This is a genomic window from Euzebyales bacterium, from assembly GCA_036374135.1.
In the GTDB taxonomy this organism is placed as follows: domain Bacteria; phylum Actinomycetota; class Nitriliruptoria; order Euzebyales; family JAHELV01; genus JAHELV01.
Window position 1 is genome coordinate 1 of the sequence record DASUUK010000016.1, and the last position, 12,285, is coordinate 12,285.

Genomic DNA, 12,285 nt, shown 5'->3' on the forward strand with positions numbered 1-12,285 from the left:
GTGGGTGGGGCAACGTCGGGGTGGTTGTCGTTGCACCGGGTTTCCGCGTGGTTCGGCGACCACCCCGGCATTGGCGTCGCGGGCGGATCAGCCGTCGTCCGGATCCGGGGTCAGCCAGAGCGCCGCAAGCGGCGGGACGAACACCATGGCCGAGGACGTCATGCCGTGCCAGGGCTCGTCGGTCGCGGTGATCAGCCCCATGTTCCCGAGGTTGCTGCCGCCGTAGGTGCCGGCATCGGTGTTCAACCGCTCACGCCAGCGTCCCGAGCGGGGCATGCCGAAGCGCTGGTCGTCCCGCGGCACCGGCGACAGGTTCACGATGCAGACCAGCGGCGTCCCGTCCAGGGCATAGCGCACGAACGACAGCGTGTTGGCGTCGGCGTTGTTGGCGTCGATCCACCGGAACCCGTTGGGATCGTGGTCCTGCTCCCACAGCGACGGCAGCGACCGGTACGCGTGGTTCAGGTCGCCGACCAGATGGCGCAGTCCCCGGTGATCCGCCTGATCGAGCAGACCCCAGTCCAGGGCACTGTCCTCGCTCCACTCGCGCCACTGCCCGAACTCGCCACCCATGAACAGCAGTTGCTTGCCCGGGTGCGCCCACATGTAGCCGTACAGCGCCCGCAGGTTGGCGAACTTCTGCCAGCGGTCGCCGGGCATCTTGTCCAGCAGGCTGCGCTTGCCGTGCACGACCTCGTCGTGGGACAGCGGCAGCATGTAGTTCTCGCTCCACGCGTAGAGCAGGCCGAACGTCAGCTCGTTGTGGTGGAAGCGGCGGTGGATCGGGTCACGGGCGAAGTACGACAAGGTGTCGTGCATCCAGCCCATGTTCCACTTGAACCCGAAGCCGAGACCACCCAGGTGCACGGGGCGTGACACACCGGGCCACGCCGTCGACTCCTCGGCGATCAGCAGTGCGCCGGGGTTGCGTCCGTACACCGTGGTGGCGGTCTGCTTGAGGAACTCGATCGCCTCCAGGTTCTCGTTGCCACCGTACGCGTTGGGGACCCACTCGCCCTCTTCACGCGAGTAGTCGAGGTAGAGCATCGAGGCCACGGCGTCCACGCGCAGTCCGTCGACGTGCAGTTCCTCGAGCCAGAACAGCGCGCTGGCCAGCAGGAAGTTGCGCACCTCGTTGCGTCCGAAGTTGTAGACGAGCGTCCCCCAGTCGGGGTGCTCGCCCTGCCGCGGGTCGGCGTGCTCGTACAGCGCGGTGCCGTCGAAGCGCGCCAGCGCCCACTCGTCCTTCGGGAAGTGGGCGGGCACCCAGTCGACGATCACGCCGACACCGCGGCGGTGCAGGTGATCGACCAGATAGCGGAAGTCGTCGGGCGTGCCGAACCGTGCGGTCGGGGCGAACTGGCCGGTGACCTGGTAGCCCCACGACCCGGTGAAGGGGTGCTCGGCGACGGGGAGCAGCTCGATGTGGGTGAACCCCATCTCGTCCGCGTAGTCGGCCAGCTGGTGGGCGAGCTCGCGGTACGTCAACGGTCGGCCGTCACTGTGACGCCACGACCCCAGGTGCACCTCGTAGACCGACAGTGGCTGGCGGTGCCACTGCTGGCCCGGCCGGCTGGCCATCCAGTCGCCGTCCTGCCACTCGTACTCGGAGGCGAAGACGCGGCTGGAGTTCTCCGGCGGCGCCTGCGTGGCGAACGCGAACGGGTCCGCGTGCAGGGTCAGGTGGCCGTCGGCGCGCAGCACCTCGTACTTGTAGAGGGCGCCGTCGGTGACGTCGGGGATGAACAGCTCCCAGATCCCGGTGCCGAGCACGCGCATCGGATGCCGGCGACCGTCCCAGTCGTTGAACGCGCCGACGACGCGCACCGATTGGGCGTTGGGCGCCCAGACCGCGAACGCGGTGCCCTCGACACCTTCAACCGTCGTGACGTGGGCGCCCAGCCGCCGCCACAGCTCCTCGTGGCGGCCCTCGCCAGCGAGGTGGAGGTCGGTGTCGCCCAGCGTCGGCCAGAACGCGTAGGGGTCCCTCGTCGTGAACTCGACGTCCTCGTGGCTGCGCATCCGCAGGCGGTAGCCGTCGGCGGCCAGCTTGGTGGGCACCAGCGCCTCGAAGAGCCCACCGTCAGAGGTCCGTGTCGCCGTCTCGGCGTCCCCGTCGCCCCAGACGATCTCGACTGACGCGACGTCGGGACGCAACACACGCACGACGGTGCCGTCGCGGTGCTCGTGCATCCCGAGCACGCGGTGCGGGTTCTTGTGGGTGCCGTTGACGAGCGCCTCGACGTCGTCGCTGGCGGCATGCCACGAGGTGGCGTCGGCGGGCATCGGTGTTCCTCTCGTCGAGCTCTGGTCATGGGTGGAGCGTGTGGCTGCAGTGGGCGCGGCGCGTGCGATCACACGCTGCACGCCACCAACGGGGATGTCGAGCCAGTCAGGTCGGTACGCGCGCTCGTAGGCGATCTCGTAGACCGCCTTGTGCAGTTCGAAGAGCGCGAGCAGCGCGCGGTCCAGCGCCCGGCCGTCGGCGGCCTCGTAGCCCTCGAGGAACCGCTCGCGCGCCACGTCACGCCACCCGGTCAGGCTCGCTGGCAGCGCATCGGCAGATCCGCCATCCGGTCGCGCCGTCCACTGGGCCGTCGCCGCAGCGTAGTCGAACGAGCGCAGCATGCCGGCGATGTCGCGGACGGGAGGTCCGGGCGCGCGGCGCTGTGCCGGCGGGGCGGCGGGCTCGCCCTCGAAGTCCAGCAGCTGCCAGCCGTCGGGGGAGCGCAGCACCTGCCCGAGGTGGAGGTCTCCGTGGATCCGCGTGACGTCGCCCGGGTCGGAGATCCCCGCGGCGATCTCGTCGACCGCGGTGTGCAGGGTCGCCGCGTCGAGGGTGTCGACCGACGTGGAGCCCAGCACCTCGTCGATCTGGTCGTGCACGTCGTCGACCCATGCGCGCACGTCGTCGTCGGTCGCCGCCCTGGCCGGCAACGCGTCAGCCAGCGCGGCGTGCACCCGTGCGGTCGCCGCGCCGAGCTCGGCGAGACGGTCGTGCAGGGTTGACACTCCCGTGGTCTCGGCGTCGTCCGCCGACCGCGCGGCGACAGCGTCGTCGACGGCGAGCCGCCACGCGTCGGTGGCACCCGCGACGAACCGCGAGACGACGCCGAGGGGCAGCTCGTCGTCGCCGCCCCGCAGTGCCAGCGCACCGATCTGGTGCGGGACGTCCTCGCAGCCGGCCGCGGTCAGCGCGGCGGTCAGCTCGATGTCGGGGTTCGGTCCGGCATCGAGCCTGCGAAACAGCTTGAGCACCGCCTCGTTGCCGAATACGACGCTGGTGTTGGACTGCTCGACGCCCAAGGCCCGCCCGTCGGCCGGTACGGTACCGCCGGCGCAGGGCGTCCCGACGATGGTCGCACCCGCGTCGGTCGGGATGTCGCCCCCGTGACCGGCGAGCCGGGCGAGCTCGCCCAGCACGACCGGATCCGCCGTGGCGTCGGCCCAGCGCGTGCCGTCGACCTCGACGGCCTCGCTCTCAGCTCCCCGCCCCCCGGCTCGCCGGCGCTCGCCCTCGACGGGCACGAGGACCAGCTGGTACCACTCGGTGGGATGACCGTCGTAGCGGACCTCGATCACCATCCACCGCGCCGTGGACAGCAGCGGTGCCCGGTCGACGACCTCGACGTCGGCGATCGCGCGGTTCTTGCCCTGGAACCAGCGCTGCCTCGGCAGCCATGTGGCCAGGGGGCGGGCCTGGTCGGTCATCGCTCCCCGCTCCCCGGCTCGCTGGCGCTCGCCCTCGCCCTGAGGTCCCCGCCCCCCGGCTCGCTGGCGCTCGCCCTCGCCCTTCCGCCGTGCGCCGGCGTGAGGCGGAACCAGTAGAAGCCGTGGGCGCCCAGTGTCAACAGGTACGGCAGCTCGCCGATCGGTGGGAACCAGGTGCCGCCGAGCATCTCGACGGGGTGGTCGCCGGCGAAGCGCGACAGGTCGAGCTCCACGTACTGGGCGTCGCCCGACAGGTTCGCGACGACGAGTACGGTGTCGTCTTCCGCCGAGCGCAGGAACGCGAGGACCCGGGCGTTGGACGCGCGGAGTGCCTCGAAGTGGCCCGTGCCGAACACCGGGTGCTGCTTGCGCACGTGGATCAACGAACGCACCCACTGCAGCAGGGAGCTCGGATCGCGCTGCTGCGCCTCGACGTTGAGCGCCTGGTAGCTGTAGACCTGATCCATGATAGGCGGCAGGTACAGCTCGCTGAACTCCGCGCGCGAGAACCCTGCGTTGCGGTCGATGCTCCACTGCATGGGGGTGCGTACGCCGTCGCGGTCGCCCAGGAAGATGTTGTCGCCCATGCCGAGCTCGTCGCCGTAGTACATGACCGGCGACCCCGGCAGGCTGAACAGCAGCGAGTGGAACAGCTCGATCAGGCGTCTGTTGTTGTCCAGCAGCGTCGCGAGCCGGCGACGGATCCCGGTGTTCGACACCATGCGCGGATCCCGCGCGTACTCGGCGTACATGTAGTCGCGTTCCTCGTCGCTGACCATCTCGAGCGTCAGCTCGTCATGGTTGCGCAGGAAGATGCCCCACTGGCAGTTGTCGGGGATCGGCGGCGTCGCCTCGAGGATCTCGATGATCGGCAGCGCTTCCTCCTTGCGTGCCGCCATGAACATCCGGGGCATCACCGGGAAGTGGAACGCCATGTGGCACTCGTCGCCGTCGCCGAAGTAATCGACGACGTCGTCGGGCCACTGGTTGGCCTCGGCCAGCAGCACGCGGTTGGGGAACTCGTCGTCGACGACCTTCCGTACACGCTTGAGGTACGCGTGGGTTTCCGGAAGGTTCTCGCAGTTCGTGCCGTCACGCTCGAACAGGTACGGCACCGCGTCCATCCGGTAGCCGTCGAGCCCGAGCTCCAACCAGAACCGCACGACGTCGAGCATCGCGTCCGCGACGTCGGGGTTGTCGTAGTTCAGGTCCGGCTGGTGGCTGAAGAACCGGTGCCAGTAGTACTGCTCGGCCAGCGGATCCCACGTCCAGTTCGAGGCCTCGGTGTCGTGGAAGATGATCCGCGCGTCGCTGTAGTGCTCGTTGTCGTCGCTCCAGACGTACCAGTCGCGCGTCGGTGAGTCCGGTTGCCTGGAGGCCTGGAACCAGGGGTGGCGGTCCGACGTGTGGTTCATCACGAGGTCGGCGATGACCCGCATCTCGCGCGCGTGCGCACCCTCGATCACGGCCGCCAGATCGTCGACCGAGCCGTACTCGGGCAGGACGGTCGTGAAGTCGGCGATGTCGTACCCGCCGTCGCGCAGCGGCGACGCGAAGAACGGCAGCAGCCAGATGCAGTCGATGCCCAGCCACTGCAGGTAGTCGAGCTTCTCCAGCAGTCCACGCAGGTCACCGGTCCCGTTGTCGTCCGAGTCATGGAACCCGCGGATCAGCACCTCGTAGAAGATCGCGTGCTTGAACCACTGGGGATCGTCGGTCAGGACCACGGGGCGAGCCCTTTCTGTCGCAGGCTGCGGGGGCGGGACCGTCTACAGCGCACGCAGCGTGAACACGTGCGCGGGCTCGTGCTGCGGGTCGAGGCGGACGTAGTTGGCGGGACCGTGCCAGATGTACGACGTCTCGGTGATCAGGTCGTAGGCCTCGTACGGGCCGGCGTGCTCGAGACCCACCTGCCACAGGTCGAGCCACATGGTCGCCTCGCGCGCCTCGAAGGAGTTGAGGTTGACGACGACGAGCAGCGGCTCGGTGCGGTCGTTGGCCACCTTCGAGAAGCACAGCATCTCGTCGTTGTCGATGTGGTGGAACCAGATGTTGCGCAGCTGGCGGAACGCGGTGAACGTCCGCCGGATCTCGTTCATGCGCGTGATGTAGTGCTCCAACGAGTGCGACTGGTCCCAGTCGCGGGGTCGAAAGCTGTACTTCTCGGAGCGGTGGTACTCCTCGCTGCCTTCCTCCAGCGGCGTGTTCTCGACCAGCTCGTAGCCCGAGTACATGCCCCAGGACGGCGACATCAGCGCGGCGAGCGCCAGGCGGACCTTGAACGCCGGCCGACCTCCGACCTGCAGGTACTCGTGCAGGATGTCGGGCGTGTTCGGCCAGAAGTTCGGGCGGTAGTAGTCCGCCATCTCGCCGTGGGCCAGTTCGGTGAGGTAGTCGATCAGTTCGTGCTTGTAGTTGCGCCATGTGAAGTAGGTGTAGCTCTGTGTGAAGCCGAGCTTGGCGAGTGCCTGCATCATCTTGGGCCGGGTGAACGCCTCGGCCAGGAAGATCACGTCCGGGTGCTCGGCGCGGATCTCGGCGATGAGCCACTCCCAGAACGGCAACGCCTTGGTGTGCGGGTTGTCGACCCTGAAGATCTTGACGTCGTGACCGATCCAGAACTCGACGACCCGCTTGAGCTCCGCCGTCAGTCCGTCGATGTCGGTGGTGTCGAAGTCGAGGGGGTAGATGTCCTGGTACTTCTTCGGGGGGTTCTCGGCGTAGGCGATCGACCCGTCGGCACGGTGGCGGAACCATTCGGGGTGCTCGGTGACCCACGGGTGGTCGGGCGAGCACTGGATGGCGAAGTCGAGCGCCACCTCCATGCCCAGGCTGCGCGCGTCGGCGACGAACGCGTCGAAGTCGTCGATCGTCCCCAGGTCTGGGTGGACCGACATGTGGCCTCCGTCGGCGTTGCCGATCGCCCAGGGCACGCCGGGTGCTTCCGGCCCCGGGTCGAGGTCGTACGGCCCACCCGTGCCCTTGCGGTTGGTGTGACCGATCGGGTGGATCGGCGGCAGGTACACCACGTCGAAGCCCATCCCGGCGATCGCAGGCAGGCGCTTGGCGGCGTCGGCGAACGTGCCGCTGCTGGTCTCGGTGGCGCCGTATGACCGCGGGAACATCTCGTACCAGGCGCTGAAGCGCCCGCGCTCCCGGTCGACCCACAGCGGCATGTCCGGCTTCGACACCGTCTTGTCGAGTCGTTCGGGATGGCGGTCCAGCAGCGCCAGCAGGTCGTCATCGCCCGCGACGGCGATCCGTTCCGCGGGACCCGTGTCGCCGCGCAGCGCCTCGACCGCCTCGGCCACGATCTCCTTCGCGGCGCGGGGGAGTCGGCCCATGCGCCGTTCCAACAGGTTCGCGCCATCCGCCAGTGACAGTTCGACGTCGTCGCTGCCGGCCTCGACCTTCCGCTGGCCGCCGTGCAGCCACGAACGGTAGTGGTCGGTCCACGCCACGATCGAGAACCGCCATGGGCCGACCGCGTCCACCGGGAAGTGGCCGTACCAACGGTCGTTGGTGTGCAACGTCAGGGGCGCCTCGCGCCAGCGTGCGTCGTCGGGGCCACGAAACCGGATGCAGGCCGCCAGCAGGTCGTGGCCCTCGCGGAGGAGGTCCGCGCCCACGATGACGTCGTCGCCCACGACGGCCTTGGCAGCGTACCGGCCGGCATCCACCGACGGCGTGACATTGGAGATGACCACTCGGTTCTTCACTGACGATCCTTCGACGATCAGGTGCCGTTCGCCGCGCACGCACACAGCGCTCCGCGCAGGGTGTCATACCCGCGCGGGCGCGCACCCTACTCGTGCGGGTCGGTCCGGCGGCCCTGGCCGGCGCCGTCGCGGCGTCGTCGGGAAACGTAGTCTGATCGCGGACAGCGCCGGCGGCCGTGTCGTGGTCGCCGGGTCCGTCCCTGTCCCACGCACGTTCCCCACCACGAGAGGTCGATGACGTCGTGATCTCCGCGCTGCGCACGTTTCAGGTGCGACCCTCACTGCCCGACGAGCTGCGTCCGCTCGAGCGGCTGGCGCAGAACCTGCGCTGGGTCTGGGACCAGCCGACCCAGGAGCTGTTCCGCTGGGCCGACCCGACGCTCTGGGAGGCGACCGGCAACCCCGTCGCGCTGCTCGGACGGCTGAGCCGGGCCGGGATCTCAGCACTCGCCGACGACGGTGCGTTCCTGGCCATGCTCCGGCGGCTCGACGCCGATCTGGACAGCTACCTCAACGGCGGCCGGTGGGCATCGAGCCAGCAGGACCGACTGCCCGTCGTGGCCTACTTCTCACCAGAGTTCGGCCTGACCCACGTGATGCAGACGTACTCGGGAGGTCTCGGCATCCTCGCCGGCGACCACCTGAAGGGGGCGAGCGACGCCGGCATCGCGATGGTGGGCGTCGGCCTGCTGTACCGCCACGGCTACTTCAGGCAGTACCTGGACGCCGACGGTTGGCAGCGTGAGCGCTATCCCGACCTGAACCCCAACAGCCTCCCGCTTCGCCGGTTCGAGGTGGATGGCGAGCCTGCGACCGTGGAGGTCGACCTCGCCGGGACGAAGGTCGCGTGCCAGATCTGGAAGGCCGACGTCGGACGGGTCCCACTGCTGCTGCTCGACACCGACCTGCCGCGCAACGCCGTCGCGGACCGCGACGTGACCGACCGGCTCTACGGCGGCGACACCGAGCACCGCCTGCGGCAGGAGCTCGTGCTGGGCATCGGCGGCGTGCGCGCGCTCCGACTGGCGATCGAGCTCGGCGAGGTCACGGACGAGCCCGAGCTCTTCCACTCGAACGAGGGGCATGCCGGCTTCCTGCAGTTCGAGCGCATCCGCCGCCTGATCGCCGATGACGGCCTGTCGTTCGGTGAGGCGATCGAGGCCGCCCGTGGTGGTGTGCTGTTCACCACCCACACGCCCGTGCCCGCCGGCATCGACAAGTTCCCCGCCGACCTCATGCGCCGGTACGCCCCGCCGGTGGCCGACGCCTGCGGGGTCGACCTGGACACGCTGCTGGCGCTCGGGCAGCACACGCCCGGCCACGACGAGCCGTTCAACATGGCGGTGCTGGGTCTGCGGCTGTCGGCACTGGCCAACGGCGTGTCCCAGCTGCACGGGACGGTGTCGCGGCGGATGTTCTCGATCCTGTGGCCCGACCTGCCGGACGAGGAGACGCCCATCACGTCGGTGACCAACGGCGTCCACGCGCTGACGTGGATCGGACCGGAGATGACCGCCCTGTACCAGCGTCACCTCGCGCCGGACTGGCCTGACAACCCGCGGGCGTGGACCCGGGTCGACGAGATCACCGACGACGCGCTCTGGCGCGCCCGCGAGCGGGCGCGCGAGCGCATGCTCGGGCGGGTGCGCAGGGCGGTCCGCGACCAGGCGCTGCGGCGGGGAGAGCGCGCCAGCACGCTCGACTGGACCGAGGGCATCGGCGATCCCGACGCGCTGACGATCGGCTTCGCCCGGCGGTTCGCCGAGTACAAGCGCGGCACGCTGCTGCTGCGCCAGCCCGAACGGCTCCGCGCGCTGCTGCTGTCGACCGACCGCCCGGTGCAGTTGATCTTCGCCGGCAAGGCCCACCCGCGAGACGACCTCGGCAAGGATCTGATCCGCCAGCTGGTCCACTTCGCCGCCGATCCGGATCTGCGGACGCGGCTCGTCTTCGTCGAGGACTACGACATGGAGATCGCCCGCGCGCTGTACGCCGGCGTCGACGTGTGGCTCAACACGCCCCGCCGGCCGCACGAGGCCTGCGGCACGTCGGGGCAGAAGGCGGTGCTCAACGGTGCGCTGCACTGCTCGACGCTCGACGGTTGGTGGGACGAGATGTACGACGGCCGGAACGGGTTCGCGATCGGCAGCGACGACGACCTCGGGGACGTCGGCCAGCAGGACGCCGCCGACGCGCAGTCGATGTTCGACGTGATGGAGCACGTCATGGTGCCGATGTTCTATGACCGGTCGACCGGTCCGCTACCGCGGCGCTGGCTCGAGCGGGTGCGTCGGTCGCTGCGGACGCTGGGGCCCCGCGTGCTGGCCTCGCGGATGGTGCGCGAGTACGCGACCGATCTGTACGTGCCGCTCGCCGATCGGGCGCGCGGGCTGGCGGCCGACGGCCACGCCCGCGCGCGGGCGCTGTCAGCGTGGCGGAAGCGCATCGATGCGTCGTGGTCGGGCGTCCGCGTCGTCAGCATCACCGCCGACGACTCCGCGACGACGGTCGGTGCCCGACGTGAGGTCCGGGCCGAGATCGACCTCGGGGCCTTGACGATCGACGACGTGCGCGTCGAGGTCGTGCACGGCGCGGTCGATGCCGACGGCGGGATCACCGGTCCGCTGATCGAGCCGATGACACTCGACGTCGACCACGACGGCGCGGCCCGCTACGGCGCGCGCTTCCGCTGCGACCGGTCTGGGGAGTACGGCTTCACGGTCCGGGTCGTCCCCCTGCACGTCGACCTGCTGTCGGCCGCCGACACCGGCCGCGCGGTGTGGCCGCAGGCCGACGCGGTCATCACCCACCAGCACACAGTGACTGACACGGGACTCCGCACGTAGAGGGCACCGCCGCGGCGGGCCCCGAGCCGAAGAAGCCCGCCGCGGACGGTGCAGAGGGTGCTGACCGCGGTCCGTGGCGCGTGCACCACGGGCGAGGGTGGGCGACCAGCACGGGCGCAACCCTAGGCGCGCTTCGTAGCCCGCAGGTTTGCTGCCGATTTCGGGCGCGTTAAAGCTCCCGCGGTCGGTGCAGGCCGACCGGTGGACGCGCGCGCCGCCAGACGGCATCGTGTGCAGCGACGCCGTCGGAGAGGTCATCATGGTCAAGCACGTCAGTTCGAAGATCGCGGGCTCGGCAGACGACGCGACGGACAGCCTGCGCACGAACGTCAATCCGGCGCGTCTCGATGAGGTCGTCGCCGAGGTCGAGCTGGGCGATGCCGACACCATGGTCGCCGCGTGCGTGGCGGCGCGTGCCGCGCAGCCCGACTGGGCCGCCACCCCGGCACCGCGCCGTGGGCGCGTGATCCAGCAGATCGGCCGGATCGTCGAGGCCAACAAGCAGGAGCTTGCCCGGCTCGTGACGGACGAGATCGGCAAACCCTACGCGGAGGCGCTGGGTGAGGTGCAGGAGATCATCGACACGTGCGACTTCTTCCTCGGCGAGGGCCGTCGGCTGTACGGGCAGACCGTGCCCAGCGAGATGCTCGACAAGCAGCTGTTCACCTACCGCATGCCGGTCGGTGTGGCCGCGATCATCACAGCGGGGAACTTCCCGGTCGCGGTGCCCTCGTGGTACCTGGTCCCCGCACTGCTGTGTGGCAACACCGTCGTCTGGAAGCCAGCCGAGTACGCAGCCGCCGCCGGGCACGCACTGTTCGAGCTGTTCGCCCATGGCGGGCTGCCCGCCGGTGCGTTGAGCCTGGTGCTCGCCGGCGGCAAGGACACGTTCGCCGGACTCGAGCGGGCGCTGGACGCGGGACTGGTCGACAAGGTCGGGTTCACCGGTTCGACCGAGGTCGGCCGCGAGATCGGCGCGTTGTGTGGACGCCACCTGCAGCAGCCGTGCCTCGAGCTCGGTGGGAAGAACCCGATGGTCGTCCTCGCCGACGCCGACATGGACCTCGCGGTCGAGGGGGCCTTGTTCAGCGGGTTCGGTACGGCCGGCCAGCGCTGCACCTCGCTGGGAACCGCGATCGTCGCGGAGGAGGTCCATGACGAGTTCGTCGAGCGCTTCACCGCGGCCACCGCTGGGGCTGCGATCGGGGATCCGCGTGAGGAGGTGCTCTACGGACCGATGCTCGACGCCCGGTTCGCGGAGCGCTTCGATGGCTGGCTCGACCTGATCGGCGACCACCACGAGGTCAGCGGGTCGACCGGCGTCGGGCGCATCACGGCCGACAACCCCCGCGAGGGGTTCGTGGGTGACGCGGACGGCGGCATCTTCTACCACCCGACCATCGTCACCGGCGTGCGGGTCGATGACGAGCTGTACCGCACCGAGACCTTCGGTCCGCTCGTCGGCGTGATGGCGTGCGAGGGGCTCGACGAGGGCATCGAGCTGGCGAACGGGCACGGCTACGGGCTGTCGAGCGCGATCTACACGACCGACCCCCGCAGCGTGTTCCGTTTCCGCGAGCGCATCTCGGCCGGGATGGTCAGCGTCAACAACTCGACGTCGGGCGCCGAGGCGCACCTGCCGTTCGGTGGCAACGGACGGTCCGGCAACGGCAGCCGGCTGTCCGGGCAGTGGGTGCTCGACCAGTTCACCCGCTGGCAGTCGGTCAACTGGGACTACGCGGGCAGGCTGCAGAAGGCGCAGATGGACGTCGAGGACGTCCCTGCCGACCTCGGGTTCCGCCTGCGGCGCTGACCACGACGCCTCGTGGCGGGGGTGGCGGGCGGGCTCGCCGGTCCCGGGGTCACTGCGAGGCCGCCGAGTCGCCGACCCGGTCGCGGGCGACACGGTCGCCGTCGCCGTTGACGGAGGCGTTCTGCGTACCGACGGTCGTCGACCGTGGGCGCAGCTCCGGGTACGTGATCCGCGGGTGGTACACGTAGCACAGTGA

Annotated in this window: 5 protein-coding genes; 2 read left to right on the top strand and 3 right to left on the bottom strand. The window is 69.9% G+C overall.

Annotated features, from left to right (window positions below):
* Positions 1 to 87 precede the first annotated feature (87 nt).
* Genes glgB through VFZ70_02370 form a run of 3 tightly spaced genes read right to left on the bottom strand, consistent with a single transcriptional unit; the run spans position 88 to position 7,430 of the window.
* The gene (gene glgB / locus VFZ70_02360) at positions 88 to 3,711 is read right to left on the bottom strand and encodes a 1,4-alpha-glucan branching protein GlgB (GenBank protein ID HEX6254631.1); all 3,624 of its coding nucleotides are present in this window, start codon (positions 3,709 to 3,711) and stop codon (positions 88 to 90) included.
* Entirely contained in the window at positions 3,708 to 5,438 is a 1,731-nt protein-coding gene (gene treS / locus VFZ70_02365; protein HEX6254632.1) for a maltose alpha-D-glucosyltransferase, read from the bottom strand. Before treS ends, glgB begins: the two co-directional genes overlap by 4 nt.
* Positions 5,439 to 5,480: 42 nt before the next feature.
* On the bottom strand, positions 5,481 to 7,430 hold the full coding sequence (locus tag VFZ70_02370; GenBank protein ID HEX6254633.1) for an alpha-1,4-glucan--maltose-1-phosphate maltosyltransferase: 1,950 nt from the start codon (positions 7,428 to 7,430) through the stop codon (positions 5,481 to 5,483).
* A 242-nt stretch (positions 7,431 to 7,672) separates the two neighbouring features.
* Here VFZ70_02370 and glgP point away from each other — a divergent pair, with 242 nt between their 5' ends.
* Positions 7,673 to 10,276: an alpha-glucan family phosphorylase gene (gene glgP / locus VFZ70_02375; protein ID HEX6254634.1), complete on the top strand. Its 2,604-nt coding sequence runs from the start codon at positions 7,673 to 7,675 to the stop codon at positions 10,274 to 10,276.
* A 259-nt stretch (positions 10,277 to 10,535) separates the two neighbouring features.
* Entirely contained in the window at positions 10,536 to 12,089 is a 1,554-nt protein-coding gene (locus tag VFZ70_02380; protein ID HEX6254635.1) for an aldehyde dehydrogenase family protein, read from the top strand.
* Positions 12,090 to 12,285: the final 196 nt, after the last annotated feature.

What these genes read in the sequence shown, in the direction of transcription:
- VFZ70_02380 (HEX6254635.1), top strand. Translation starts at nt 10,536, where the DNA reads ATGGTCAAGCACGTCAGTTCGAAGATCGCGGGCTCGGCAGACGACGCG.
- glgB (HEX6254631.1), bottom strand. Translation starts at nt 3,711, where the DNA reads ATGACCGACCAGGCCCGCCCCCTGGCCACATGGCTGCCGAGGCAGCGC.